The 24,946-nt window shown below is 64.6% G+C and carries 28 protein-coding genes; 9 read left to right on the top strand and 19 right to left on the bottom strand.

From position 1 onward, the window contains the following. From BI344_RS25560 to rpoE, 17 genes are all read right to left on the bottom strand, one after another. Positions 1 to 218 (bottom strand): molybdopterin-binding protein (locus BI344_RS25560; RefSeq protein WP_241499428.1); only part of this gene is annotated, 218 nt, incomplete at its 3' end. A 125-nt stretch (positions 219 to 343) separates the two neighbouring features. Then, positions 344 to 826 carry a hypothetical protein gene (locus BI344_RS20775; RefSeq protein WP_071114704.1) on the bottom strand — a complete coding sequence of 161 codons (483 nt, stop codon included), beginning with the start codon at positions 824 to 826 and terminating at the stop codon, positions 344 to 346. A gap of 2 nt (positions 827 to 828) precedes the next feature. Further along, positions 829 to 1,917, bottom strand: coding sequence for a beta-N-acetylhexosaminidase (gene nagZ, locus BI344_RS20780; protein ID WP_071114705.1), 1,089 nt, complete (start codon positions 1,915 to 1,917; stop codon positions 829 to 831). Positions 1,918 to 2,046: 129 nt separating this feature from the next. Then, positions 2,047 to 2,424 carry a holo-ACP synthase gene (acpS, locus tag BI344_RS20785; protein WP_071114706.1) on the bottom strand — a complete coding sequence of 126 codons (378 nt, stop codon included), beginning with the start codon at positions 2,422 to 2,424 and terminating at the stop codon, positions 2,047 to 2,049. Then, a complete protein-coding gene (pdxJ, locus tag BI344_RS20790) occupies positions 2,424 to 3,155 on the bottom strand; it encodes a pyridoxine 5'-phosphate synthase (RefSeq protein ID WP_071114707.1) in 732 nt (243 codons plus the stop codon). The genes acpS and pdxJ overlap by 1 nt, the downstream gene beginning before the upstream one ends. 25 nt (positions 3,156 to 3,180) lie before the next feature. Beyond that, positions 3,181 to 3,918: a DNA repair protein RecO gene (recO, locus tag BI344_RS20795; protein WP_071114708.1), complete on the bottom strand. Its 738-nt coding sequence runs from the start codon at positions 3,916 to 3,918 to the stop codon at positions 3,181 to 3,183. Beyond that, positions 3,915 to 4,205, bottom strand: coding sequence for a hypothetical protein (locus BI344_RS20800; RefSeq protein WP_071114709.1), 291 nt, complete (start codon positions 4,203 to 4,205; stop codon positions 3,915 to 3,917). The genes recO and BI344_RS20800 overlap by 4 nt, the downstream gene beginning before the upstream one ends. 9 nt (positions 4,206 to 4,214) lie before the next feature. Further along, the gene (gene era, locus BI344_RS20805) at positions 4,215 to 5,105 is read right to left on the bottom strand and encodes a GTPase Era (protein WP_071114710.1); all 891 of its coding nucleotides are present in this window, start codon (positions 5,103 to 5,105) and stop codon (positions 4,215 to 4,217) included. Next, positions 5,102 to 5,812 carry a ribonuclease III gene (gene rnc / locus BI344_RS20810; protein WP_071114711.1) on the bottom strand — a complete coding sequence of 237 codons (711 nt, stop codon included), beginning with the start codon at positions 5,810 to 5,812 and terminating at the stop codon, positions 5,102 to 5,104. Before rnc ends, era begins: the two co-directional genes overlap by 4 nt. A 7-nt stretch (positions 5,813 to 5,819) precedes the next feature. After that, positions 5,820 to 6,179: a DUF4845 domain-containing protein gene (locus BI344_RS20815; protein WP_071114712.1), complete on the bottom strand. Its 360-nt coding sequence runs from the start codon at positions 6,177 to 6,179 to the stop codon at positions 5,820 to 5,822. Between the two features lie 39 nt (positions 6,180 to 6,218). Further along, the gene (gene lepB / locus BI344_RS20820) at positions 6,219 to 7,196 is read right to left on the bottom strand and encodes a signal peptidase I (protein WP_071114713.1); all 978 of its coding nucleotides are present in this window, start codon (positions 7,194 to 7,196) and stop codon (positions 6,219 to 6,221) included. Then, positions 7,197 to 8,990 (bottom strand): translation elongation factor 4, encoded by a 1,794-nt coding sequence (gene lepA / locus BI344_RS20825; protein WP_071114714.1) that lies wholly within the window; start codon positions 8,988 to 8,990, stop codon positions 7,197 to 7,199. Between the two features lie 177 nt (positions 8,991 to 9,167). Next, positions 9,168 to 9,407 carry a glutaredoxin family protein gene (locus BI344_RS20830; protein ID WP_071114715.1) on the bottom strand — a complete coding sequence of 80 codons (240 nt, stop codon included), beginning with the start codon at positions 9,405 to 9,407 and terminating at the stop codon, positions 9,168 to 9,170. Continuing rightward, positions 9,404 to 10,816: a DegQ family serine endoprotease gene (locus BI344_RS20835; RefSeq protein WP_071114716.1), complete on the bottom strand. Its 1,413-nt coding sequence runs from the start codon at positions 10,814 to 10,816 to the stop codon at positions 9,404 to 9,406. Before BI344_RS20835 ends, BI344_RS20830 begins: the two co-directional genes overlap by 4 nt. Before the next feature lie 269 nt (positions 10,817 to 11,085). After that, on the bottom strand, positions 11,086 to 12,048 hold the full coding sequence (locus BI344_RS20840) for a MucB/RseB C-terminal domain-containing protein (RefSeq protein ID WP_071114717.1): 963 nt from the start codon (positions 12,046 to 12,048) through the stop codon (positions 11,086 to 11,088). Beyond that, positions 12,048 to 12,524 (bottom strand): sigma-E factor negative regulatory protein, encoded by a 477-nt coding sequence (locus BI344_RS20845; protein ID WP_071114718.1) that lies wholly within the window; start codon positions 12,522 to 12,524, stop codon positions 12,048 to 12,050. Before BI344_RS20845 ends, BI344_RS20840 begins: the two co-directional genes overlap by 1 nt. A 2-nt stretch (positions 12,525 to 12,526) precedes the next feature. Beyond that, complete coding sequence (gene rpoE / locus BI344_RS20850; protein ID WP_071114719.1) at positions 12,527 to 13,126, bottom strand: RNA polymerase sigma factor RpoE; 600 nt, start codon at positions 13,124 to 13,126, stop codon at positions 12,527 to 12,529. 245 nt (positions 13,127 to 13,371) lie between these two features. Between rpoE and prpB the strand changes: the two genes are divergently transcribed. The 7 genes from prpB (at position 13,372) to BI344_RS20885 (ending at position 20,829) form a co-directional block, all read left to right on the top strand. After that, entirely contained in the window at positions 13,372 to 14,247 is an 876-nt protein-coding gene (gene prpB / locus BI344_RS20855; protein ID WP_071114720.1) for a methylisocitrate lyase, read from the top strand. 1 nt (position 14,248) lies between these two features. Further along, complete coding sequence (locus BI344_RS20860; protein ID WP_071114721.1) at positions 14,249 to 14,575, top strand: cupin domain-containing protein; 327 nt, start codon at positions 14,249 to 14,251, stop codon at positions 14,573 to 14,575. Positions 14,576 to 14,608: 33 nt separating this feature from the next. Beyond that, positions 14,609 to 15,757, top strand: a complete 1,149-nt coding sequence (gene prpC / locus BI344_RS20865) for a bifunctional 2-methylcitrate synthase/citrate synthase (RefSeq protein WP_071114722.1) — start codon at positions 14,609 to 14,611, stop codon at positions 15,755 to 15,757. Positions 15,758 to 15,820: 63 nt separating this feature from the next. Continuing rightward, positions 15,821 to 18,424: a Fe/S-dependent 2-methylisocitrate dehydratase AcnD gene (gene acnD, locus BI344_RS20870; RefSeq protein ID WP_071114723.1), complete on the top strand. Its 2,604-nt coding sequence runs from the start codon at positions 15,821 to 15,823 to the stop codon at positions 18,422 to 18,424. Between the two features lie 56 nt (positions 18,425 to 18,480). Continuing rightward, entirely contained in the window at positions 18,481 to 19,668 is a 1,188-nt protein-coding gene (gene prpF / locus BI344_RS20875) for a 2-methylaconitate cis-trans isomerase PrpF (protein WP_071114724.1), read from the top strand. Between the two features lie 91 nt (positions 19,669 to 19,759). Then, complete coding sequence (locus BI344_RS20880; RefSeq protein WP_071114725.1) at positions 19,760 to 20,254, top strand: putative glycolipid-binding domain-containing protein; 495 nt, start codon at positions 19,760 to 19,762, stop codon at positions 20,252 to 20,254. Between the two features lie 212 nt (positions 20,255 to 20,466). Further along, the gene (locus tag BI344_RS20885; protein WP_071114726.1) at positions 20,467 to 20,829 is read left to right on the top strand and encodes a cupin domain-containing protein; all 363 of its coding nucleotides are present in this window, start codon (positions 20,467 to 20,469) and stop codon (positions 20,827 to 20,829) included. Here the strand turns inward: BI344_RS20885 and BI344_RS20890 are convergent. After that, entirely contained in the window at positions 20,816 to 21,892 is a 1,077-nt protein-coding gene (locus BI344_RS20890) for an NAD(P)-dependent alcohol dehydrogenase (protein ID WP_071114727.1), read from the bottom strand. The two genes, BI344_RS20885 and BI344_RS20890, sit on opposite strands and share 14 nt — an antisense overlap. Positions 21,893 to 22,126: 234 nt before the next feature. Further along, positions 22,127 to 23,218, bottom strand: a complete 1,092-nt coding sequence (locus BI344_RS20895) for a glycoside hydrolase family 99-like domain-containing protein (RefSeq protein ID WP_083370319.1) — start codon at positions 23,216 to 23,218, stop codon at positions 22,127 to 22,129. A 201-nt stretch (positions 23,219 to 23,419) separates the two neighbouring features. Here BI344_RS20895 and BI344_RS20900 point away from each other — a divergent pair, with 201 nt between their 5' ends. Both BI344_RS20900 and BI344_RS20905 read left to right on the top strand, forming a co-directional pair. Further along, positions 23,420 to 24,286, top strand: a complete 867-nt coding sequence (locus tag BI344_RS20900) for a DMT family transporter (protein ID WP_241499429.1) — start codon at positions 23,420 to 23,422, stop codon at positions 24,284 to 24,286. 82 nt (positions 24,287 to 24,368) lie between these two features. Further along, complete coding sequence (locus BI344_RS20905) at positions 24,369 to 24,764, top strand: lysozyme inhibitor LprI family protein (RefSeq protein ID WP_083338917.1); 396 nt, start codon at positions 24,369 to 24,371, stop codon at positions 24,762 to 24,764. Positions 24,765 to 24,946 lie beyond the last annotated feature (182 nt).

The following is a 24,946-nucleotide window of genomic DNA, read 5'->3' on the forward strand; positions in this document are numbered from 1 at the left end:
ATCAGGATGCGGTGCGGGTAGGCTTCCGCGCCGAAACGGGCTTCGAGGATCTCCTTCGCCTGCGGATGCAGCTCCAGCGGCACGCCCAACGCGCGGGCGGCGCAGGCGCGGGTATGGTCGTCCGGTGTCGCGCCGATGCCGCCGAAGCTGAACACCAGATCGCCGCAGACGAAGACGCGGCGAAAGGCTGCTTCGATGCGGCCGGGATCGTCGCCCAAGTATTCCGCCAGCTAGCTTCATGCCGCGCGCGGCCAGGATACGGATCAGCGCCTGCATATGCTTGTCCTGGCGCTTGCCGGACAAGAGTTCATCGCCAATGATCAATGCGCCAACTTGCATGGTGTCACTCCGGTGTGGCTGCGCCCTGCTCCAGCATGCGCCGGCAGACGGCGTAGCAATCGTCGATATGGGAATTGCCGATGTATTTCATCGCCGCGAAGCCTATTGCGGCATTGGCCGCCCAGCCCAGCAAGGGCGCCAGCTTCAACGCCTGCTTGGCGGCCAGCCTGCCGGCCACCTTCTTTAGCACGGCCGCCAGCAGGGTGCGGGTGACTTCCATTCCCAGCAGCGCGCTGCCGGCGCGGCGTATCATCTGATACAGTAGCTGCTTGCGCGCCGCGTCGTAGCCGGCCATCTGCCCCGGCGCCACGCCGAAACGCTGGTTGATGGCCGGGATCAGCTGCAGCAGGATGGCGACGTCCGCCGCCGCATCCAGGCCGGGCAGCGGCAAGGCGGATGCGCCGGCGGAGAGCGAAGCGCGGCCGGCCACCATCCGCCGGCACTCGTCGCGGATGGCGTCCAGCTCCTCCAGGCTTTGCGGCAGCATGGTCAGTGCGCCTCGCCCACTTGCGGGCCGGCCAATACGTCCTTCGGCATGGCCAGTTGCCTCACCACCGCCTGCGCGGCGGCAAAATCGGCCGAGGCGACAATCTGCTGCCAACTCCCGGCGCTGCTCTTGGCGGCCATCCGCTCCAGACGGTCGGCCAGACGCGGCTGCGGCGGCGGAGCCAGCGCGGCCAGCATCGTATCCGCCTCTTCCGGCTGGTTGCAAACCAGCACCATGTCGCAACCGGCCGCCAGCGCGGCGTCGGCGCGCTGCACGTAGCTGCCGGCGCCGGCCGCGCCGGCCATGTCCAGCGCGTCGGAAAAGATCACACCGTCAAAACCCAACTGGCCGCGTAACACATCCTGCAGCCAGACGCGCGAGAAGCCCGCCGGCTGGCTGTCCACCGCCGGGTACAGCACGTGCGCCGGCATCACCGCGCCCATGCCTGCCTCGGACAGACGGGCAAACGGCACCAGGTCGTCGCGGCGGATTTCCGCCAGGCTGCGGTCGTCCTGCGGCATCAGATGGTGGCTGTCCCCCTCCACATAACCATGGCCGGGATAATGCTTGCCGCAGCTGGCCATGCCACCGCGGCCCAGTCCTTGCTGCAAAGCCTCGGCCAGTTCCGCCACCGCCTCAGGATTGCGGTGGAAAGAACGGTTGCCTATCACCGCGCAGCGGCCCCAGTCTATGTCTAGCACCGGGGTGAAGGACAGGTCCACGCCGCTGGCCGACAGCTCCGCCGCCAGCACATAGCCGACGGTTTCAGCCAGTTTCAGCGCCTGGCTGCGGTCGGAGTCCCAGGCTTCGCCCAACACATTCATCGGCGGCAGGCGGGTGAAACCATTCAGGAAGCGCTGCACGCGGCCGCCTTCATGATCGACCGCGATCAACAGGTGCGGGCTGCGCAAGGCGCGGATCTCCGCGGTAAGCGCGCGCAGTTGCTGGACATTCTGGAAGTTGCGGCGGAACAGGATCACGCCGCCCACCAGCGGGTGGCAGAGGCGCGCGCGCTCCTGCTCGGTGAGCGAGAAGCCCGCGACGTCCACCATCACCGGGCCGCGCGGGAGATTCAATCGGGAGTTTGTCATGGATATGGTCCTCGACCCATTAGGCGAAAACCCGGCCTGCCGGGCCATTTCGCCTGGATATTGCAAGTTATGGCCGCCGACAGCCCGGCGGCATTCGCCGGCGATCAGGCGCGTTCTGGGACTTCCGCCCTACGACTCCAATACGACGAAGGCCAGCGCGTGGCCGCGCTCGTCGCTGATAGTCAGGTGCATGCCCTTGACGCCGCGCGCGGCGGCAAAGACCGCCAACTCTTCAGACAAGACCAGCAAGGGCTTGCCGAGTTCATCATGGCCAACGCCTATCGCCGTCAGCAGCGCCGGCGCCACCACGCCGGTGCCCAGCGCCTTGGCGAAAGCCTCCTTGGCCGCGAAGCGCTTGGCCAGGAAGCGCGCCGGATCGGCGCTGGTCTCGAAGGCGGCCTGCTCGCCCGCGGCCAGCATGCGCCGTCCCAGCTTGTACGACCAGCGCTCGAACATCGCCTGCATGCGGGCGATTTCCACCAAATCGGTGCCGATGCCGTAGATCATTAAAGTCCCTGGCGGCCTTCGATCATCAATGCCTTCATCTCGCGCACCGCCTGCGGGAAACCAACGAACAGCGCGTGGGCGACGATGGCGTGGCCGATGTTCAGCTCGGCGATCTGGGCGATGGCGGCGATCGGCTTGACGTTATGATAGTTGAGGCCGTGGCCGGCGTTGACCACCATGCCCAGCCTGGCGCCGAATTCGGCAGCATCCCTGATGCGCGCCAACTCGGCCTCGCGAAGGGCGGCGTGCGGCGCGTCGGCATAGGCGCCGGTGTGCAGCTCGATCACGCGGGCGCCGGCTTCAAACGCCTTCTGAATCTGGGCGCGGTCGGGATCGATGAAGATGGAGACTCGCGCGCCGGCCTCGCTCAGCTTGCCGGTGTAGTGGCGAACCTCATCGAAGTGGCCGATCACGTCCAGGCCGCCCTCGGTGGTGACTTCCTCGCGCTTTTCCGGCACCAGGCAGACGTCTTCCGGCGCAACCTGCAAGGCGTGCGCCAGCATCTCCGGCGTCATCGCCATTTCCAGATTCATCCGGGTCTTCAGCACCGGACGCATCGCCTTGACATCCGAGTCCTGGATATGGCGGCGGTCTTCTCTCAGATGCAGGGTGATCAGGTCGGCGCCACTGCTCTCGGCCACCAGCGCGGCCTCCACCGGGCTGGGATAACGGGTGCCGCGCGCCTCGCGCAGGGTGGCGACGTGGTCGATGTTTACGCCCAACAGTATCATTTGCTTCTCCCTTGTCTTGGCGCCATCAGTCCGACAGGGACTGGATGGCCTGCAATAATTCCCGCGCCGCCAGCGGCTCGTCGCCCAACAGCGCGTCCAGCCATAGCCGGCTGAGCAGCCGAGCCTGCTGGCGGGTGGCGTGGTCGGAATAGTCGTCGGCGTCTATCGCCCGCAGCGCCGCGCCGGAAAGCCGCGCCACCTTGCCGGCCAGGTCCGCGTCCGGATGCGGGTCGGGCTCCGGCATGGCGGCGTTGCGGCACAGGTAATAGCGCTCCGCGGCTATCTCGTCGCCGCGGCTGTCCCGCTTGAGCGACGGCGCATAGCCCAACGCCTGGCTCAGCCGCAGCTCGTAGCGGCGCAGCACCGGCGCCAGCGATGGCCTGGCGGCCAAGTCGCGCACTGCGGCGTCATAAACGGAAAAAGCCCGCGGCTCGGGATCGTCCCGCGCGGTGAGCTTCATCATCAGTTCGTTCAGGTAAAAGCCGCAGACCAGCGGCAGGCCGGTCAGCGGCCGCACCCCCCCCTCCCAGTCGGCGCTGTGCAGGGTGCGCAGCTCGCCCTTGCCGAACCAGGACAGGATCAGTGGCTGGAACGGCAGCAGCACGCCGCGCAGATCGGAGCGCGGCCGCCGCGCACCGCGCGCCACCAGGCTGAAACGGCCATGGTCGCGCGTCAGGACTTCCAGCAGCAGGCTGGTTTCGCGGTAAGGCAGGGTATGCAGGATGAAACCCGGCTGCTTGTCCACCCGGCCCGGCTGGCTCATGCGATGGCCGCCTGCGGCGCCACCCGGCTCACCACAAAGGAAAACGGCTGGCGCCACGCTTCGCGGCCCAGCCTTTGCTGCGACAGCTGCTCGACGCGGGCGCGCCAGGCGGCTATCGCCTCCACCGTGTCCCAATAAGTGACCTGGCCCTCGCCGCCCAGATAGCCCGGCTGCACCGCGGCCAGCCGCAACACGCAACGCGCCAGCTCAGGCTGCGCCGGCTCCCCGGCGACAAGGCTCACCGCCCAGCAGGCCAGGGCCGGCGGCGCATCGATGGTGATTGCCACGCTTGCCGCTCAGTTCAGGCCGAACTCGCGCAGGAAGCGCACGTCGTCGGCCCAGCCGGATTTAACCTTTACCCACACCTGCAGGAACACCTTGCCGTCGAACAGTTTTTCCATGTCCAGGCGCGCCTCGGTGGAGATTTTCTTCAGCTTCTCGCCGGCCTTGCCGATCACGATGGGCTTCTGATGCTCCTTGTCCACCAGCACCGCGATGTGAATACGGCGCAGCGCGCCGTCCATCTCGAACATTTCCACTTCGACGTTCATCTCGTAAGGCAACTCTTCGCCCAGATAGCGGAACAGCTTCTCGCGGACGATCTCCGCCGCCAGGAAGCGTTCGTTCTTGTCGGTGACCATGTCCTCGGGGTACAGCGGCATCGATTCCGGCAGATGCGGACGCACTTGGTCCAGCAGCTCGGCCAGGCGCTGGCCGTGCTTGGCGCTGACCACCTCCACGCCGGCGAACGCGAACTCCGCGGTCACCTCGTTGATGAAGGCCTGCAGTGCCAGCTTGTCCTTAGCCTTGTCCAGCTTGTTCACCACCAGGATCACCGGGGTTTTCTTCGGCAACAGCGCCATCACTTCGCGGTCGGCGGAGGTGAAGCGCATCGCCTCCAGCAGGAACAGCACGCAGTCGACGCTGCCCAGCGAGTCCTTGACGCTCTTGTTCAACGCTTCGTTCAACGCGCCCTTGTGGTAGGTCTGGAAACCCGGGGTATCGACAAACACGAACTGCGCGGCGTCTTCGGTATGGATGCCGGTGACGCGGTGGCGCGTGGTCTGCGATTTTTTCGAGGTGATGCTGATCTTCTGGCCGATCAGGTGGTTCATCAGCGTCGACTTGCCCACGTTGGGACGGCCGACGATGGCGACAAAGCCGCAGTGGAATGGGGTATCGGTCATGATCTTTTCTTGCTTGCTGCGAGTTTCTGTTCCAGCAGGATCAGCGCCGCTTCGGCGGCCTGCTGTTCGGCGGCGCGGCGGCTGCCGCCGTCGCCGGTGGATATCAGGGCGAGCTCGCCCAGGTCGCACTCCACCTTGAACCATTGCTCATGCGCCTCGCCGCTCTGCGACAGGATGCGGTACTTCGGCAATGGCAGCTTGCGCGCTTGCAGCGCTTCCTGCAAGCGCGTCTTGGCGTCCTTGGCTTGGCGGGTGATGTCTATGGTGCTCACCCGCTGGTCGTACAGACGGCGCACCACCTGCTCGGCCGCGGAGAAATCGCCGTCGAAGCTGACGGCGGCGAAAGTGGCCTCCAGCGCGTCGGCGAGGATGGACGGTCGGTTGAAGCCGCCGCTCTTGAGCTCGCCCTCGCCCAGGTAAAGATAGTCGCCCAGCTGCAATTCATGGGCGATCTCGGCCAGCGTGTTCTGATTGACCAGGTTGGCGCGCAACCGGGACAGCTCGCCCTCGGTCAGTTGCGGAAACTGGTCGAACAGCATCCGCGCCACGGTGTAGTTGAGAATGCTGTCGCCGACGAACTCGAAGCGCTCGTTGTTGGAGCTGCTGTAGCTGCGATGGGTCAGCGCCTGGCGCAGCAATTCCGGTTTCTGGAATGCATAATCCAGCGCCTGGACCAGGCGCCGGAAACGGTTGTCGATTTGGGTCACGATGTTGTTATTGGGCAGGCGGTTGACCTGCCTGGGTGTCGAAATTGAAAAGCAGGCTGACGTTGCCGAACAGCGGCACCTCGCGGTGATACTGGGCACGCAGATAGTTGCTGTTGTTGCCGGCCACCACGATCAGGTTTTCGCCCTTGAGCGAGACGATGCCGGCCACGCTGGCCTTGCTGTCGAACTCTTGGCGCAAGGTGCTCTCGCCCACGTTGGTTTCAGTGGAGAGCGCGGTCAGCGCGGTCTTCACATCGCCATACTCGGAGTACACCGGCACTACCTTGAACACCAGCAAAAGCGCGAAGCCGACGAGGGCCAGAACCATCAAAACCGCAATTACCGACAAGCCTTTCTGCTGCTTCATGCGTCTCTCCTGGTCATGGCCGCTCGCGGCCGGGAAGGGTTACTGTACCTTGGTGCCGATGCGCGACAGATTGCCGAAGTTCATCCAGATCATGAAGGCCTTGCCCACCATCAGCTTGTCGTCGACGAAGCCCCAGTAGCGGCCGTCGGAGCTGTTGTCGCGGTTGTCGCCCATCATGAAGTAATGGCCCTGCGGCACCTTGCAGACAAAGCCGTCGTCATCATAACGGCAGTTGTCGCGGTAGGCGAAGTCCTGCACCTGGCTGAGCGCCACCACCGGCGTGCCGACGTTGTTCAATACATGGTAGGTCTTGCCGGCCTGACTTTCGCGGTATTGGTTGGCCGAGATCGTCTGCAAGCCCAGTTCCTTCTCCAGATAGTCGTAGCTGCCGTCCGGCGCGTCCAGCAACGGCTTGCCGTTGATGGAGAGGCGCTTGTTGCGGTACTCCACCATGTCGCCCGGCAGGCCGATCACGCGCTTGATGTAGTTGACCTTGGGGTTGGGCGGGTAGTTGAACACCACCACATCGCCGTGCTCCACCTTGTTCACCGGGATCAGCACATTGTTCAGCACCGGCACGCGCACGCCGTAGGTGAACTTATTGACCAGGATGAAGTCGCCGACCACCAGGCCCGGCCGCATCGAGCTGGACGGAATCTGAAACGGCTCCACCAGGAAGGAGCGCAGCACGAACACCACCAGGATCACCGGGAAGAAGCCGCGCGAATAATCGACGAAATGCCCCGGCTGCGCGCCGCTGGCGGCGCGCTTCTTCGCCAGCAGCCACTTGTCCAGGGCCCATACCACGCCGGTGATCAGCACGAACACCAACATGACAGCGGTAAAGCTCATATAGTTGGACAGCAGGCCGAAGCCGCCGATCACCAGGGCCAGATAGCCCCACTGCACCGACTGCGGCCAATCCTTGTCGCCCGCCTCTTTCTTGCCGCCCAGCGCCACCAGCAAAGCGCCGATGACGACAGCCGCCACGAACACCCAGAACAAGTTTGCACCCACTTATTTGTCCCCTACTTGAAGAATCGCCAGGAAAGCCTCTTGCGGGATTTCCACGTTGCCGACCTGCTTCATCCGCTTCTTGCCGGCCTTCTGTTTTTCCAGCAGCTTTTTCTTGCGGGTGATGTCGCCGCCGTAGCACTTGGCCAATACGTTCTTGCGCAGCGCCTTCACCGTTTCGCGGGCGATGATGTGGCCGCCGATGGCCGCCTGCACCGCGATGTCGAACATCTGGCGCGGGATCAGCTCGCGCATCTTGGACACCAGCTCGCGGCCGCGGTAGACGCTGGAGGCGCGGTGCACGATCAGGCTCAGCGCATCCACCTTCTCGCCGTTGACCAGCACGTCCAGCTTCACCAGGTCGGCGCTCTGGAATTCCTTGAACTCGTAGTCCAGCGAAGCGTAGCCGCGGCTGGTGGACTTGAGCTTGTCGAAGAAGTCCATCACCACTTCGTTCATCGGCAGGTCGTAGGTCAGCATCACCTGGCGGCCCATGTACTGCATATTGCGTTGCGCGCCGCGCTTCTGGTTGCACAGCGTCATCACCGCTCCCACGTAGTCCTGCGGAACCAGGATGGTGGAGGTGATGATGGGTTCGCGCAACTCGTCGTACTTGCCGGGTTCCGGCATACGCGACGGGTTGGACACTACTTCCACGGTGCCGTCCTTCATCACCACTTCGTAGTTCACCGTGGGGGCGGTGGTGATCAGGTCCATGTCGAACTCGCGCTCCAGCCGCTCCTGGACGATTTCCAGGTGCAGCAGGCCCAGGAAGCCGCAGCGGAAGCCGAAGCCCAGCGCCTGCGACACTTCCGGCTCGTACTTCAGCGAGGCGTCGTTCAACTGCAGTTTTTCCAGCGCGTCGCGCAGCGCTTCGTAATCGTGGCTTTCCACCGGATACAGGCCGGCGAACACCTGCGACTGCACGTCCTTGAAGCCCGGCAGCGCCTCGGCGGCCGGCTTGCCCACCAGCGTGATGGTATCGCCCACCTTGGCGGACTTCAGCTCCTTGATGCCGGCAATGATGAAACCCACTTCGCCGGCGTTGAGGCTGGGACGCTGCACCGACTTGGGCGTGAACACGCCCACCTGCTCGCACAGATGCTCGGCGCCGGTGGCCATGAACTTGATCTTGTCCTTGGGTTTGAGCGAGCCGTCTATCACCCGCACCAGCATCACCACGCCGACGTAGTTGTCGAACCAGGAGTCGACGATCAGCGCCTTCAGCGGACCGTCCGGATTGCCCTGCGGCGCCGGAATCTTGCGGACCACCTCTTCCAGGATGTCCTCGATGCCGATGCCGGACTTGGCCGAGGCGCGCACCGCATCGACGGCCTCAATGCCGATGATGTCCTCGATTTCCTGGCATACCCGCTCCGGCTCCGCGGCCGGCAGGTCTATCTTGTTCAATACCGGCACCACTTCCACGCCCAGTTCGATGGCGGTATAGCAGTTGGCGACGGTCTGAGCTTCCACGCCCTGCGACGCATCCACCACCAGCAGCGCACCTTCGCAGGCGGACAGCGAGCGCGACACTTCATAGGAGAAGTCCACGTGCCCTGGGGTGTCGATCAGGTTGAGGTTGTACACCTGGCCGTCGCGGGCCTTGTAGCTCAGCGCTGCGGTCTGCGCCTTGATCGTGATGCCGCGTTCCTTCTCGATATCCATCGAGTCGAGCACCTGGGCGCTCATTTCGCGCAGCTCGAGGCCGCCGCAAAACTGGATGAAACGATCGGCCAGGGTGGATTTACCATGGTCGATATGGGCAATGATCGAAAAATTTCGGATGTTCTTCATCGGTTTCCAGCAAAAGATAAGGGCACGCTCGCGTGCCCGAGGCTGCTGACGGATGGCTCCTCCGGGGACTGCCCGGCGGAAAGCCATGCTCTGGCGCGTCCGACGGCTGCCGGAAGCCGATCAGCAATCGGGGGCGCGGCCAGCGCGCCCCCGGTTTTACTCACACTGGCGCGGATTTTAGCCGATTTCGCCCAAGTGTGCAGCCAATCTCGCAGCATCCAGATGCCAGTGGCAGATTTCCACCTCTCCGTCCATCAGCACCGGCACCAGCTCGTTGAAGCGCCGCTCCAGCTCCGGGTCGGCGTCCACATCCATCACATCCAGCTCAAAGCCGTATTGCTGCCGCCATGGCGCCAGCTCGGCCAGCATCTGGTGGCACAGGCTGCAATACTCGCGGAAATACAGTGTCAGCTTCACTTGGCCTCGCCTATGGTCAAAGGCACGAACTGTACCATGCCCTGGCGCATCACCTGCAAGGCCACGGTGCCGCCCTTGCTGGCCTTGGCCAGCGCGTCCCTCAATTGGGCGAAGCTGGCCAGCGGATCGCTGCCGATTCCGACGATGATGTCGCCCGGCTGGATGCCGGCGCGCATCGCCACACCATTGGCCGCCCGCACCAGCAGGCCGTAAGGAATGCCGGCGCGCTGCAGCTGGGCCGGACTGAGCTCCTGCAGCTTCAGGCCGATCTGCGCCAGGCTCTGCTCGTTCTCCGAGCCGGGCTTGCGGTACTCGCGCTGGGCCACCCGCGCATCCTCGTCCTTCAACTCCTCCGGCACCACCTTGATGCCGAGAGCGGCGCGGTTGCGCCAGATATCCAACGCAATCGCCTTGCCCGGCGGCATGTCGCTGATCAACCGCTGCAGGTCGGCGCCGGAGCTCACCTCCTGGCCATTGACCTTGACGATGATGTCGCCTGCCTTCAAGCCGGCCTTTTGCGCCGGGCCCTTGGGATCGACCGCGTTGACCAGCGCGCCGCTGGGCTTGGCCAGGCCGAACGAAGCCGCCAGATCCCGACTCAATTCCTGTATCACCACGCCGATGCGGCTACGGGTCACCTTGCCCTTGGCTTTGAGCTGGTCGGCCACATTCATCGCGGTGTCGATCGGAATGGCGAAGGAGATGCCCATGAAGCCCCCGGAACGGCTGTAGATCTGCGAGTTCATGCCCACCACTTCGCCGCGCATATTGAACAGCGGGCCGCCGGAGTTGCCCGGATTGACCGCGGCGTCGGTCTGGATGAACTGCACCGCGCTCTCATCCGGCAGCAGGCGGTTCTTGCCCGACACGATGCCGGAAGTCGCCGTGTTTTCAAAGCCGAACGGCGAGCCTATGGCCAGCACCCACTCGCCCACTTTCAGCAACTTGGGATCGGCGCGGCGCACCACCGGCAGATTGCCGGCATCGATCTTGATCAGCGCCACATCGGAGCGGGCGTCCGACCCGATCACCCGCGCCTGGTATTCGCGCTTGTCGGTCAATTTGACTGTGATCTTTTCGGCGCGCGCCACCACATGGGCATTGGTCAGCACATAGCCGTCGGGCGAAATGATAAAGCCTGAACCCAGCGAGTTCTCTTGCCGCTCCTGCTGGCGCGGCGGCGCGAAACGGCGGAAAAATTCGAAGAACGGATCCCCCTCCATGCCGTCCGGCACATCCGCCGTAGCCTCCTTGACCATGGAAGTGGTGCTGATATTAACCACCGCCTTGCCTTCGCTCTCGACAATGCCGCTGAAATCCGGCAACTCCGCCGCCATGGCGGCAGGCAGCGGGGCGACAAACACTGATGCCAACAGCATTGCGGATACGATCAGTTTTTTGACCGACATGTGCGCTCCATCTTGGATATGTTGTGGATTGAATTTCCGGCGATGGCCGGTTGCCTGAAAAAAACTTGCCCAAACCGCCAAGACGGCGGGCCCTCCCTTCCCGACGCGCCGCCAGACGGCGCATCACGCAAAACTGGCCACTCCCGTTGCGTTCAGCGCGGAAATGGCCAGTCGGATACCTTCAATAAAAACCTGCAACGGCAAGCGGCGCCGGCGCAAGCACGCCGGCTACGCCCGCCGCTCCCGCATCCTCTTCACGCACCGCAGGCTCAATCGTTCTTGCCATTGATGTGCAGGCTCTTGAGCAGCGCCATCATGGCGGTCTGCGGCATGTCGCCCACCGCCGTCAGCTGCATGTCGCCCTGATAGCTGGTCGCCATATTGATGGCGCCATGCAGATTGCCCACCCGCTCCAGCCGCGCATTCTCCGGCGGCGGGGGCTCGGCGAACACCGACAGCATCACCAGCCCGTCGGAGAACACCAAATGGCGCACCGGCTTGCCCTGTCCAGGCAATATCCGCTGCACGGAGCGCAACAGGCGGAAGCCCTGCGGCAGGCCGCTCACCTCGTTCTGCGACACCGACGGGTCGGCCCCGACCGGCGCCTTGGCCGGACGCAGCAGGAACTTCTGCGCCAAACGCGGCGCATACGCCTTCCTATCCTTCGCTCCGGCCAGCTCCACCTCGGTGAAGGTGAACTGTTCCACCGAGTCGCCGCGCGGCGACAGGGTGATCACTTTCAAGGGCAGGTAGGTGTTCGGCTCGATGCACATCCGCATGGTGTAACGCTGCGGATCGCGCGGCTGCAGATCCAGCCACTGGCAATCGCGCTGCGCCACCCGGTCCGTTCCCGTGCGCCGGAGCACATAGGAGCGGGAGATGTCGTCCAAGTCGTCCGGCAACAGCGCCGGGAACAAACGCATCGCGCTGATCTTGCACGCCATCAGCGCGCGCTTGTCGGACGCGAAGCACGTCAGCTCGCCGCCCTTGCGCACCACCTCGCGCGACGGGCCGTCCAACGAGGTGCGCTTTTCGCGCACCCCGTCGCCCTGCCCCTGGCGGACGATGCGGAAGGTCTCCAGCATGCCGTTCATCTGATGCAGATAGGTGCCATCCAGCGCCTGCTGCCGTCCGGCATTGCCGACATTGCGCAGCAGCTGCATGTCATCCTCAGCATGGGCCGCGCAGGCGGCCCCAAACATCAACACGCCAATCAGAGGAACGACACGCATCAGTGGCGAGCTCCGTTTCCGTAAGACACGCGCATCACGCCCTGGTCGGCCGTCACCTCCTGGTGCGCCAGCACATAAGGATCGTCCTGCTCCATCGCCGGTTGCGCAATCTGCACCGGCACGCCCCTGTCGGCAATCACCGACGCCGGCGCGACGTGGTGCGTGAGCTGCTGCCAGCCCACCACCGCGGCGAAGCTTACGCTGGCCGCCAATGCCACGGCGCTGGCGGCGCGGGCGCGGCGCGGCCGCATCCAGCGGCGCGGCGCGAGCACGGTCGGCTCGTCCACCATGCGTTCGGCCACCCTGGCGCGCACATTCAGCCCCGCCATGCGATTGGAGCGCATCGCGTCGCCAATCAGGTGATATTGGTCCCAGGCCGCATCCAGGTCCTTGTCGCCGGCGATCGCGGATAGCGCCTTGTCGGCTTCCGTTCCGTCAAGCTCGCCGTCCATCAGCGCGGATATCGTTTCTTTCATACTTACCACCTTCTGTTCTTGGCCGTATCCAGCAGAGGCCTGAGCTCAGCAGCAATCGCCTCGCGCGCCCGGAAAATCCGCGAACGCACGGTGCCTATCGGACAGTCCATCACCTTGGCAATTTCATCGTAGGACAGCCCCTCCATTTCTCTGAGTGAAATGGCGGTGCGCAGTTCCTCCGGCAAAGCCTCCACGGCGGCGTTGACCGTTGCCAGAATCTCCTTGTTCATCAGCTCGGTTTCGGGCGTGTTCATGTCGGGAATCTGCGACGCCATGTCGAAGCTCTCGCCATCTTCGTCCTCGATCTCGCTGTTCACCACCGGGCGTCGCCCGTTGGCGCTGAGGAAATTCTTGGCAGTATTGATGCCGATCCTGTACAGCCATGTGTAAAACGCGCTCTCCCCCCGGAAAGAGGGCAAGGCACGATACGCTTTGATAAACGCTTCCTGCGTCACATCCTCGATGTCCGAACCGTCGCGGATAAACCGCGACAACAGCCTGGCGAGACGTCGCTGATACTTCGCAACAAGCAGATCGAAAGCTCTTTTTTCACCTCGCTGGGCACGTTCCACCAACTGTTGATCGATGTCCCGATCACTCATGTCGTTGTTATGCTCCCTGGTTTGCCCACTGTTCTATGTGGTCGTGTACGTGGACTGTGATCTAGACCACAGGCTTTGCCTTGAGTTCCCACGGGTGAGGACGATGCGAAACATATCACTCCCGCGACAAAACTTGAATATCCGTTTGACAACTATTGCCAGCATTTTATCGAGCAATTACACTCCAACCAAGCACTTGCTTGAATGACAGGCAACTAACGCATATCTACCGTCAGGAGCACTCCATGAACACTCCCGGGCAACGTTTCCGCCAGGCCGTAGCCACAGAAAGGCCCTTGCAGGTGGTAGGGGCGATCAACGCCTACTCCGCACGTTTGGCCGAACACTCAGGTTTCAAGGCCTTGTATTTGTCCGGCGGCGGCGTAGCGGCGGCCTCCTGCGGCATTCCCGACCTCGGCATCACCACGTTGGAAGACGTGCTGATCGACGTTCGCCGCATCACCGACGTCAGCGATCTGCCGCTCCTGGTGGACATCGACACCGGCTGGGGCGGCGCCTTCAACATCGCCCGCGCCGTCCGCAGCCTGGAAAAGGCCGGCGCCGCCGCCGTGCATATTGAAGACCAAGTGCAGCAGAAGCGCTGCGGCCACCGTCCGAACAAGGCCATCGTAACCCAGGACGAGATGGTGGACCGCATCAAGGCCGCGACCGATGCCCGCAAGGATGCCGGCTTTGTCATCATGGCGCGTACCGACGCGCTGGCGGTGGAAGGCCTGGACTCCGCCATCGCCCGCGCGGTGGCCTGCGTGGAAGCCGGCGCCGACATGATCTTCCCGGAGGCGATGACCGATCTGGCAATGTACAAGCAGTTCGCCGAAGCCGTGAAGGTGCCGGTGCTGGCCAATATCACCGAGTTCGGCTCCACTCCTCTCTACACCAGCCAAGAACTGGGCGCGAACGGCGTGTCCATGGTGCTGTACCCGCTGTCGGCCTTCCGCGCCATGAGCCAGGCGGCGCTGGAAGTATACGGCGCCATCCGTCGCGACGGCACGCAGCAGGCGGTGCTGGACAAGATGCAGACCCGCGCCGACCTCTACCAGCATCTGGGCTACCACGACTACGAACAGAAGCTGGACGCGCTGTTTCAGCAAGCGCGCTGACATGCCGGACAATCTGTTCGACGGCATCCCGGCGCAATTGCCGCAGGAGTGGCTGCAAACTCTGTTGAGCGGCGACCGGGGTTTCCGCGTCGAACGCATCGTATCGCGCGGCCATGCGTCGCCCGACGGATTCTGGTACCAGCAGGACGAAGACGAGTGGGTGCTGCTGCTGTCCGGCTCGGCCGAGCTGGAATACCAGTCCCCTTCCAGCCGCGTCACCCTGCGGCCCGGCGACGCCGTCGCCATCCCCGCCGGCTGCCGCCACCGCGTGTCCTGGACGGCTCCGGACCAGGACAGCGTGTGGGTGGCCATTTTCTACCAAAAATAATCACGTCCGCAGGACTGCAATCAGGAGAAAACAATGAGCGAAACCGTATTGACGAGCAAGCCCAAGAAATCCGTAGCGCTGTCCGGCGTCGCCGCCGGCAATACCGCGCTGTGCACCGTCGGCCGCAGCGGCAATGATCTGCACTACCGCGGCTACGACATTCTGGATCTGGCCGTGCGCTGCGAATTCGAGGAAGTGGCCTACCTGCTGGTGCACGGCAAGCTGCCGGGCAAGGCCGAACTGGCGGGCTACAAGAAAAAACTGCAATCGCTGCGCGGCCTGCCCGCTTCGGTCAAGACCGTGCTGGAGGCGTTGCCCGCCAACGCCCACCCGATGGATGTGATGCGCAGCGGCGCCTCCGCCCTGGGTTGCGCGCTGCCGGAAAAGGATGACCACAACCTGGCCGGCGCGCGCGACATCGCCGACCGCCTGATGGCCTCGTTCGGCTCCATGCTGCTCTACTGGCACCATTATTCCCACAACGGCAAGCGCATCGAGGTGGAAACCGACGACGACAGCATAGGCGGCCACTTCCTGCACCTGTTGCACGGCGCGAAGCCGTCCGACAAATGGGTGCGCGCGATGCACACCTCGCTCAACCTGTACGCCGAACACGAATTCAACGCCTCCACCTTCGCCGCCCGCGTCATCGCCGGCACCGGCTCCGACATGCACAGCGCCATCACCGGCGCGATCGGCGCGCTGCGCGGCCCCAAGCACGGCGGCGCCAACGAAGTGGCGTTCGAGATTCAACAACGCTACGAGAACCCGGACGAGGCCGAAGCAGACATCCGCGCCCGCGTGGAACGCAAGGAGGTGGTGATAGGCTTCGGCCACCCGGTGTACACCCTCTCCGATCCGCGCAACAAGGTGATCAAGGAAGTGGCGCGCGAACTGTCCGCCAGCAACGGCGACATGAAGATGTTCGACATCGCCGAACGGCTGGAAAGCGTGATGCATCAGGTGAAGAACATGTTCCCCAACCTGGATTGGTTCAGCGCGGTAAGCTACTACGCGATGGGCGTGCCTACCGCCATGTTCACCCCGCTGTTCGTGATCGCCCGCACCAGCGGCTGGAGCGCGCACGTGATAGAACAACGCCAGGACGGCAAGATCATCCGCCCGTCCGCCAACTACATCGGACCGGAAGACCAGGTCTTCGTGCCGATCGAGCAACGCTGATCGGCACGGGGGCGCCAGCCGCCCCCATCCCCGGTCCCTGATTTCCACTTTGGGCACCCAGCCATGAACACTGCATTCCGCAAACCCCTGCCCGGCAGCCAACTGGATTACTTCGACGCCCGCGCCGCGGTGGACGCCATCCAGCCCGGCGCCTTCGACCAATTGCCGTACACCTCGCGCGTGCTGGCGGAAAATCTGCTGCGCCGCTGCGACCCGGCCGCGCTGGCCGATTCGCTCAAGCAGTTGATAGAGCGCAAGCGCGAACTGGATTTCCCCTGGTTCCCCGCCCGCGTGGTGTGCCACGACATCCTGGGCCAGACCGCGCTGGTGGACCTGGCCGGCCTGCGTGACGCCATCGCCGACCAGGGCGGCGACCCGGCGCAGGTCAATCCGGTAGTGCCGGTGCAGTTGATCGTCGACCATTCGCTGGCGGTGGAATGCGGCGGCTTCGACCCCAAGGCTTTCGACAAGAACCGGGCGGTGGAAGACCGCCGCAATGAAGACCGCTTTCACTTCATCGACTGGACCAAGAGGGCTTTCAAGAACGTCGATGTGATCCCGCCCGGCAACGGCATCATGCATCAGATCAATCTAGAACGGATGAGTCCGGTGATCCAGGCGCACGACGGCGTCGCCTACCCCGACACTTGCGTCGGCACCGACAGCCACACTCCGCACGTCGACGCGCTGGGCGTGATCGCCATCGGCGTCGGCGGGCTGGAGGCGGAAAACGTGATGCTCGGCCGCGCCTCGTGGATGCGGCTGCCCGACATCGTCGGCGTGGAGCTGTCCGGCAAACCGGGAGCCGGCATCACCGCCACCGACGTGGTGCTGGCGCTGACCGAATTCCTGCGCCAGGAAAAAGTGGTGGGCGCCTATCTGGAATTCCGCGGCGAGGGCGCTGCGGCGCTGACCCTGGGCGACCGCGCCACCATCTCCAATATGGCCCCGGAATACGGCGCCACCGCGGCGATGTTCTTCATCGACGAGCAAACCATCAGCTACCTCAAGCTCACCGGCCGCGAAGACGATCAAGTCAAGCTGGTGGAGCGGTACGCCAGGCACGCCGGCCTGTGGGCCGACAGCCTGAACACCGCCGTATACGAGCGCACCCTCGCTTTCGATCTTTCCACCGTGACGCGCAATATGGCCGGCCCGTCCAACCCGCACAAGCGCCTGCCCACCGCCGACCTGGCCGCGCGCGGCATAGCCGGCAACATGGAGCAGGCCCGCGCTGAAGAAGCCCAAGGCCTGATGCCGGACGGCGCGGTGATCATCGCCGCCATCACCAGTTGCACCAACACCAGCAATCCGCGCAACGTGATCGCCGCCGGCCTGCTCGCCCGCAACGCCAACCGGCTGGGCCTGACGCGCAAGCCCTGGGTCAAATCCTCGCTGGCGCCGGGCTCCAAGGCGGTGGAACTGTATCTGAAGGAGGCCGGCCTGCTGGGCGAGCTGCAACAGCTGGGCTTCGGCATCGTCGCCTTCGCCTGTACCACCTGCAACGGCATGTCCGGCGCGCTGGAGGCGAAAATCCAGCAGGAAATCCTGGACCGCGACCTGTACGCCACCGCGGTGCTGTCCGGCAACCGCAACTTCGACGGCCGCATCCACCCTTACGCCAAGCAAGCCTTCCTGGCGTCGCCCCCGCTGGTGGTGGCCTACGCCATTGCCGGCACTGTGCGCTTCGACATAGAAAAAGACGTGCTGGGCGTGACGGACGGCAAGGAGATCCGCCTGAAGGACATCTGGCCGAGCGACGCCGAAATCGACGCCGTGGTGAAACAGGCGGTGAAGCCGGAACAGTTCCGCCAGGTGTACGAGCCGATGTTCGCGCTGCGCGCGGACAGCGGCGACAAGGGGAGTCCTCTGTACGACTGGCGTCCGATGTCCACCTATATCCGCCGCCCGCCGTACTGGGAGGGCGCGCTGGCCGGCGAGCGCACCCTGAAAGGCATGCGGCCGCTGGCGCTGCTGCCGGACAACATCACCACCGATCACCTATCGCCGTCCAACGCCATCCTGGCCAGTAGCGCCGCCGGCGAATATCTGGCGAGAATGGGCCTGCCGGAGGAGGATTTCAACTCCTACGCCACCCATCGCGGCGACCACCTCACCGCGCAGCGCGCTACCTTCGCCAATCCGCAACTGATCAACGAGATGGCTGTGGTGGACGGCGAAGTGAAAAAGGGCTCGCTGGCGCGAGTGGAGCCGGAAGGCAAGGTGATGCGGATGTGGGAAGCCATCGAAACCTATATGGAGCGCAAGCAGCCGCTGATCATCGTGGCCGGCGCCGACTACGGCCAGGGCTCATCCCGCGATTGGGCGGCCAAGGGCGTGCGCCTGGCCGGCGTGGAAGCCATTGTCGCGGAGGGCTTCGAACGCATCCACCGCACCAACCTGATCGGCATGGGCGTGCTGCCGCTGGAGTTCAAGCCGGGCGTCAACCGCAAGACGCTGGGCCTGGACGGCACGGAAACCTACGACGTGACCGGCGCCCGCACACCGCGCGCCGATCTGACGCTGGTGGTCCGCCGCAAAAACGGTGACACTGTAACGGTGCCGGTGACCTGCCGCCTGGATACCGCCGAAGAGGTGTCGATCTACGAGGCCGGCGGTGTGCTGCAACGCTTCGCCCAAGACTTCCTGGAGGCGTCGCGGGCCTGATTCATCTCTCCCCGCGCATGCGGGGGGAAGACTTCATCCTACAGGACAGCAAACACATGGTTCACGCAGCTCAAATCCGGATTCCCGCCACCTATATGCGCGGGGGCACCAGCAAGGGCGTATTTTTCCGCCTGCAGGACCTGCCCGCCTCCGCCCAAGCGCCCGGCACCGCCCGCGACGCGTTGCTGCTGCGCGTGATAGGCAGCCCGGACCCGTACGGCAAGCAGATAGACGGCATGGGCGGAGCCACCTCCAGCACCAGCAAAACGGTGATCCTCAGCAAAAGCGGCCGCCCCGACCATGACGTCGATTATCTGTTCGGCCAGGTGGCCATAGACCAGCCCTTCGTCGACTGGAGCGGCAATTGCGGCAACCTGTCGGCCGCGGTCGGGCCTTTCGCCATCCGCTCCGGGCTGGTCGAATCCAGCCGCGTTCCGCATGACGGCATCGCCACCGTGCGCATCTGGCAGGCCAATATCGGCAAGACCATCGTCGCCCACGTGCCGATGACCGGCGGCCAGGTGCAGGAAACCGGCAACTTCGAGCTCGACGGCGTCACCTTTCCCGCCGCCGAGGTGCAGCTGGAGTTCCTCGACCCGGCCGCCGAGGAAGAAGGCGCCGGCGGCGCGATGTTCCCCACCGGCAAACTGGTGGACGATCTGGAAGTACCGGGCATCGGCGTGCTCAAGGCCACCATGATCAATGCCGGCATCCCGACCATATTCGTCAACGCCGAGGCCGTCGGCTATACCGGCGCCGAACTGCAGGACGCCATCAACGCCGACCCCAAGGCGCTGGCGATGTTCGAAACCATCCGCGCCCACGGCGCGCTGAAGATGGGCCTGATCCAAAGCCTGGACGAAATCGCCACCCGTCAGCACACACCCAAGATCGCCTTTGTCGCCCGGCCGGTGGACTATGTCTCCTCCAGCGGCAAGCTGGTGAAGGCCGGCGACGTCGACATGCTGGCGCGCGCCATGTCCATGGGCAAGCTGCACCACGCGATGATGGGCACCGCGGCGGTCGCCATCGGCACCGCGGCGGCGATTCCCGGCACTCTGGTCAACCTGGCCGCGGGAGGCGTGGCGCGCAAGGCGGTGCGTTTCGGCCATCCGTCCGGCATGCTGCGGGTGGGCGTGGAGGCGCGGCAGAAGAACGGCGAATGGACGGTCACCAAGGCCATCATGAGCCGCAGCGCCCGCGTGCTGATGGAAGGCTGGGTGCGCGTGCCGGGCGATGCCTGACCCGATGCGCAGGCAACAATCGGCGCGGCCCCGCGGGCCGCGCCGGGAACAACGGGAACAACGGGAACAACGGGAACAACGGGGACAACGCATGAAGCTAGCGTTTTTCTGGCAGCGCCTGGACAGCCCCGGGCTGGAGCAGGCCGAGGTGGAACTGGGCCATCAATTGGCGCTCACCGCCAGCGGCGGTCTGCTGCACGCCGACACCGGCAGCAGCCTGCGCTACCGGATGCAGGTGGACAGCCATGGCAGGCTGGGCCACGCCCACATCGACATTTCAGCGCCCGAAGGCAGGCAACTGACGCTGCAGCACACCGAGACCGGGCGCTGGCTGGTCAACGGCCTGCCCCAGGCCGACTGGGACGCCTGCCAGGAGTTCGATCTGCAAAACTGCGGGCTGACCAACGCCCTCCCGATCCGCCGCCTGCGGCTGGCGGAGGGAGACAGCGTGGAGTTGAACATGCTGTTCGTGCGCCTGCCCAGCCTGCAAGCCGCTCTTTGCCCGCAGCGCTACAGAGCCGGCTGCCCGACCAGGACGGCCGCGCCCGCTACCAATCGCCGGGCTACAGCGCCGAAATCACGGTAGACGAACACGGATTCACGCTGGAGTACGGCGGCTTCCTGCGCCGGCTGGCCACCTAGCGGGACCCGCCCAGCCTGTCCGCTTGGCCGTTGCCGGCAACTTTTCGCGCCATCCGTGAGATAATGACAGCAGACAGTCGGGTCTTGCGCCGGCATCTATCGATCATGGCCGCAAGACCCGCCTGCGCAGCCCACCTCTCACGGAACCCGCGCCACATGAGTAGCCCATCCGCCGTCCTCGCCGCCGATGCCGACTGGCACTGGAGCCCCACCCCCTATCCCGGCGTGGACTTCACCTGGCTGAGACGAAATCCGGGCGGCGGCGGCTCAGCCCTGCTGAAACTGGAGCAGGGCGCGCGCTTGCCGCCGCACCGTCACCCGGGATGGGAGCGGATCTTCATCACCGTCGGCAAGCTGAAGATAGGCGAGCACCTGCTGGAAAACGGCGACCACCTGTTCATAGACCGGCAGGTCGCCCATGCGGTGGAGGCGCTGCAGCCCTGCATCTACCTTGCCATCACCGAAACCGACGGTGTCGAGCTGATCGACGCTCAGGACCTCCGGCTCAGAACGGCTTGATCGCCACCTTCAGCACGCCGTCGCGCTGGTGCGAGAACAGGTCGTAGGCCTCCACGATCCGGTCCAATTTGAAATGGTGGGTCACCAGCGGCGACAGGTCCAGCCTACCGCTCGACAGCACGCCCATCAGGCGCCGCATCCTTTCCTTGCCGCCGGGACACAGCGAAGAGACTATCCTCTTGTCGCCCAGGCCGGCATTGAAGGCGTCCAGCGGAATTTTCAGGTCGGTGGAGTACACCCCCAGGCTGGACAGCGTGCCGCCAGGCTTCAGCACCCTGAGCGCGGTTTCGAAAGTGGTCTGGGTACCCAGCGCCTCGATGGAAGCGTCCACGCCGCGGCCGCCAGTCAGCCTCATGATTTCGTCGATCACATCCACCTGCTGGAAATTGAGCGTGACATCCGCTCCCAGCCGGCGCGAAATATTCAGACGCTGATCCAGGCCATCTACCGCAATGATCAGCTCCGCGCCGCGCAGACGTGCGCCGGCCACCGCGCACAGCCCTATCGGCCCCTGGGCGAACACCGCCACCACGTCGCCGATCCTGATGCCGGCGGCCTCCGCGCCGGCGAAGCCGGTGGACATGATGTCCGGACACATCAGCACCTGTTCGTCGCTGAGGCCGTCCGGTATCGGCGCCAGGTTGGCCTGCGCGTCAGGCACCAGCAGATACTCGGCCTGAGTGCCGTCTATGGTATTGCCGAAACGCCAGCCGCCCATCGGCTTGTAGCCATGGCATTCGCAGCCGCCGTCCTGGGACGGGAAACCATCCTGGCAGGCGTAAGAGGTGAAACTCGGACAGATCGCCCCGGCGATCACCCTTTGTCCCTCGCGATAGCCCTTGACGCCGCTGCCCAGCTTCTCGATCACGCCCACCGGCTCATGGCCTATGGTCAGGCCTGAGGCCACCGGGTATTCACCCTTCAGAATATGGATATCGGTGCCGCAGATGGTGGTAGTGCTGATGCGCACCAGCGCATCGCCCGGCCCCACTGCTGGAATGGGCTTCTCCCGCAGTTCTATCCGGCCCGGCGCGACGAATACCGCCGCTCTCATGCTGTTCATGGCTGCCTCCCGTCAAGGCGGGACCGGCGGCGCGGGCCTATCCCGCGCTACGGACCCGCGATCGAAATCGGACTCATCCTCGATGAAACCTCCCGCCCCGCGTCCACGCAAGCCGGCCGGCCGCCAAACCCGGCGGACATGATCCAGATCAAGCGGCCTGTGTCGTATCGGCTGCAAACCGCAGCGGCAGCGCAGCCGGCTCCGGCCGACTCCGGCGCGCGGCGGCCTGGGCGATCACCGCTGCGCGCCGCCGCCGAACACCGCCTTCACCTGCTCCAGATACTGGAAGCGGCCCTGTTCGGTAGGCTCGATGAAGGAACCTTCGCCGTATTCGTTCCAGCAGCAGATCACCGCGTATTTCCAGCTCTGCCACGGCCCGCTGTCCATCCGCGCCCTGGCGGCCTGCAAATGCTGGCGGAACTGCTCGGGAGAGCTCTCCGAGTTGTCATGCTGCCGATCGGCGGTGGTGCCTCCCCAGGGCCGCTTGTCCCAGCCCGAGGTGGCCGGCACGATCAACGGCAGGTCGGCCTTCTGCGCAAACAGCTGCCACTGCGCGCGGTAGCCCTGGTCGAGCTCGGCATAGCTGTGCGACATGTGCATGTCGGCCGGCCCCTGCTGGTAGTTGTAGGCAGAGAAGCCGCTGTAGCCCTCGGCCTTGGCCGTGGCGGAAATGAAAGGCGCGGATGCGCCGGTGCCGGCGATGAACTGCACACTCTGGCCGCCGGCGGCCTGGACGATGGACTGCGCGCGAGCGAGCAGGCTCTGGGTGGTCTGGCCAAAGGTTTTGGCTTGGGCTTCCAGCATGTCGGCGGAAAACACGAACACCACCGGGTGGCCGTCTATCTTGAGGAACTCCGGCCGCGGAAAATAGTTGGCGCTCCAGTAGCGCACCAAGCCGTCCCAGTCGGCCAGGCTGGCCGGAAACCTGCTGTGGTTGGCCCACAGCAGCGAGAACTTCACATCCGCGCGTTCAGGCGCGCACAGGTAGGCCTGCAGCGCGTGGTCCAGATAGACGGTATTGCCAGGCGGGCCCATATACCAGTCGAACACCACGTATTGGATGCCATAGGCCGCCATCCAGTCCAATTGCTGGCGCATGATGTTGTCGTCGCCCTCGCGATACCAGCCCAGCAGCGGCTTGCGCTCCGGATAGGGCTTGATCGGGTCCCACGGATGCATCGACGGCGAGCCCGGCGTATTGTCGCGCCAGCCGGGGAAGTAATACACCCCCACCTGGTAGGGGCCCGCCCAGGACGAAACGGCGCCCAGGGCCAGCATCCAGGCCGGCAGCCAACGGCGGCATGCTAGCCGCAGAAACTTTCGCATTGCGTTCTCCAGATGAAAACCGCACCAGCCCAAACGAATTCAGGCAGTGCAAACACAAGTCCATTCGCATCAAAACCAGTTGGATTATTGCAGCATGCCGCTCAGCCAACAAAGCTTTCTTTGAAATGAATGCGCCGGAATGTAACGACTGGTTTACAGTGCGCCATTCCGCGTAAAATATCTCGATATGAAATAATTTGAATGACAAAAATGAACCAAGCCATGCTGTACGCGCTCGCCGCCATCGCCATGTGGGCCTCCGTCGCCACCCTAAGCGCCCTCACCCATGCGCTGCCGCCGTTCTTCGTCGCCGGCGTCGGTCTGATGCTCGGCAGCCTGCTCACCATCCGCCGCGTCGGCGAATGGCGGGTTCCCGTCAAGGTATTCGCCAACGGCGTGTACGGCATCTTCGGTTTCTACTTCTTCCTGTTCAACGCCTACCGGCTGGCGCCGGTGATGGAAGCCACCGTGCTCAGCTATGTCTGGCCGCTGCTTATGGTGCTGCTGTCGCCGCTGGTGCTGCCCGGCACCCGGCTGGGCGTCAACCACATCCTTGGCAGCCTGGTCGGTTTCGCCGGCGCGGCGCTGATCGTCACCGGCGGCAAGCTGTCGCTGTCGATGGCCGCCATGCCGGGCTACCTGATGGCCCTGGGCGCGGCGGTGGTGTGGGCCAGCTACAGCCTGTTCACCCGCCGCCTGCCGGCCTGTTCCGACAACTCCGTCGGCGGCTTCTGCCTGATATCCGGCTTGCTGGCGCTGGGCCTGCACTTCGCGATCGAGCCCGCCGCCCATCCCACGGCCATCCAGTGGCTGATGCTGCTGGTGTTGGGCCTGCTGCCGATGGGCGCGGCCTTCCTGTGCTGGAACCGCGCGATGAAACTGGGCGACCCGCGCCAGACCGGCGCGCTGGGCAACGCAACCCCGCTGCTGTCCACGCTGATGCTGGTGGCCTCCGGACAGGCCGCGCTCAATAGCAGCGCCGCGCTGGCCGTCGCCATGATAGTCGGCGGCGCCGCGCTGGGCTCGCTGCCGGCCGGTCGGCTGCCGCTGAACTGGCTGCGTGCCTGATCCACCCGCCAGTCACGGCGAACAGACTCCATTCCCCGCGCGGGACTATAATCGCAGACCGCCACCCAAACGGAGTTCTGCGATGAAGCCCCGCCTCCTTGCCATGCTGGCGCTATGCGCCAGCCACGCCGTCCACGCCGAAGACGATCCCTGCCAGAACGCCAACACCACCCTGGAAATCAACGACTGCAAGCAGCAACAGTTCGATGCCAAAGACAAGCAACTCAACCAGATCTACCGCGAGCTGCTGCAAAAGCTGCAGGCCAACGAAAGCCAGGGCGGTAACCCCGGCGTCAAGGACAAGCCATCCACGCTGCTGATCCAGGCGCAGCGCAAATGGATAGCCTTCCGCGACGCCGACTGCAACACCAAGTACCAGATCTACCTGGACGGCAGCATCCGCAACATGGTCTATCTCGGCTGCAAGATCGAACGCACCGCCCAGCGCATCAAGGAACTGGACCCCAAGCTTTGGTGAGCCTTGCCGGTTTGCGCCCCCGGCCCCGGGGAGTATCATTGCCAAATGTCTTCACGCAAAAACAAAACAGGGGCTGACATGGCAAAACACTGGGGCAAGGTGCTGACGGCGATGGTTACGCCGTTCGACGCCGAAGGCCGGCTCGATCTGGACATGGCGCGGCAACTGGCGCGCCATTTGGC

It is taken from the genome of Chromobacterium sphagni (genome assembly GCF_001855555.1).
Classification (GTDB): domain Bacteria; phylum Pseudomonadota; class Gammaproteobacteria; order Burkholderiales; family Chromobacteriaceae; genus Chromobacterium; species Chromobacterium sphagni.

Bases quoted from the DNA above. Each gene is read 5' to 3' on its own strand.
- nagZ (WP_071114705.1), bottom strand. From the start codon at position 1,917: ATGACAAACTCCCGATTGAATCTCCCGCGCGGCCCGGTGATGGTGGAC.
- lepA (WP_071114714.1), bottom strand. From the start codon at position 8,990: ATGAAGAACATCCGAAATTTTTCGATCATTGCCCATATCGACCATGGT.
- era (WP_071114710.1), bottom strand. From the start codon at position 5,105: ATGACCGATACCCCATTCCACTGCGGCTTTGTCGCCATCGTCGGCCGT.
- prpB (WP_071114720.1), top strand. From the start codon at position 13,372: ATGAACACTCCCGGGCAACGTTTCCGCCAGGCCGTAGCCACAGAAAGG.
- BI344_RS20840 (WP_071114717.1), bottom strand. From the start codon at position 12,048: ATGCGTGTCGTTCCTCTGATTGGCGTGTTGATGTTTGGGGCCGCCTGC.
- BI344_RS20835 (WP_071114716.1), bottom strand. From the start codon at position 10,816: ATGTCGGTCAAAAAACTGATCGTATCCGCAATGCTGTTGGCATCAGTG.
- recO (WP_071114708.1), bottom strand. From the start codon at position 3,918: ATGAGCCAGCCGGGCCGGGTGGACAAGCAGCCGGGTTTCATCCTGCAT.
- prpF (WP_071114724.1), top strand. From the start codon at position 18,481: ATGGTTCACGCAGCTCAAATCCGGATTCCCGCCACCTATATGCGCGGG.
- BI344_RS20885 (WP_071114726.1), top strand. From the start codon at position 20,467: ATGAGTAGCCCATCCGCCGTCCTCGCCGCCGATGCCGACTGGCACTGG.
- BI344_RS20895 (WP_083370319.1), bottom strand. From the start codon at position 23,218: ATGCGAAAGTTTCTGCGGCTAGCATGCCGCCGTTGGCTGCCGGCCTGG.
- BI344_RS20775 (WP_071114704.1), bottom strand. From the start codon at position 826: ATGCTGCCGCAAAGCCTGGAGGAGCTGGACGCCATCCGCGACGAGTGC.
- BI344_RS20815 (WP_071114712.1), bottom strand. From the start codon at position 6,179: ATGAAGCAGCAGAAAGGCTTGTCGGTAATTGCGGTTTTGATGGTTCTG.
- pdxJ (WP_071114707.1), bottom strand. From the start codon at position 3,155: ATGATACTGTTGGGCGTAAACATCGACCACGTCGCCACCCTGCGCGAG.
- BI344_RS20880 (WP_071114725.1), top strand. From the start codon at position 19,760: ATGAAGCTAGCGTTTTTCTGGCAGCGCCTGGACAGCCCCGGGCTGGAG.
- BI344_RS20905 (WP_083338917.1), top strand. From the start codon at position 24,369: ATGAAGCCCCGCCTCCTTGCCATGCTGGCGCTATGCGCCAGCCACGCC.
- BI344_RS20890 (WP_071114727.1), bottom strand. From the start codon at position 21,892: ATGAACAGCATGAGAGCGGCGGTATTCGTCGCGCCGGGCCGGATAGAA.
- rpoE (WP_071114719.1), bottom strand. From the start codon at position 13,126: ATGAGTGATCGGGACATCGATCAACAGTTGGTGGAACGTGCCCAGCGA.
- acpS (WP_071114706.1), bottom strand. From the start codon at position 2,424: ATGATCTACGGCATCGGCACCGATTTGGTGGAAATCGCCCGCATGCAG.
- BI344_RS20845 (WP_071114718.1), bottom strand. From the start codon at position 12,524: ATGAAAGAAACGATATCCGCGCTGATGGACGGCGAGCTTGACGGAACG.
- BI344_RS20900 (WP_241499429.1), top strand. From the start codon at position 23,420: ATGACAAAAATGAACCAAGCCATGCTGTACGCGCTCGCCGCCATCGCC.
- prpC (WP_071114722.1), top strand. From the start codon at position 14,609: ATGAGCGAAACCGTATTGACGAGCAAGCCCAAGAAATCCGTAGCGCTG.
- acnD (WP_071114723.1), top strand. From the start codon at position 15,821: ATGAACACTGCATTCCGCAAACCCCTGCCCGGCAGCCAACTGGATTAC.
- BI344_RS20860 (WP_071114721.1), top strand. From the start codon at position 14,249: ATGCCGGACAATCTGTTCGACGGCATCCCGGCGCAATTGCCGCAGGAG.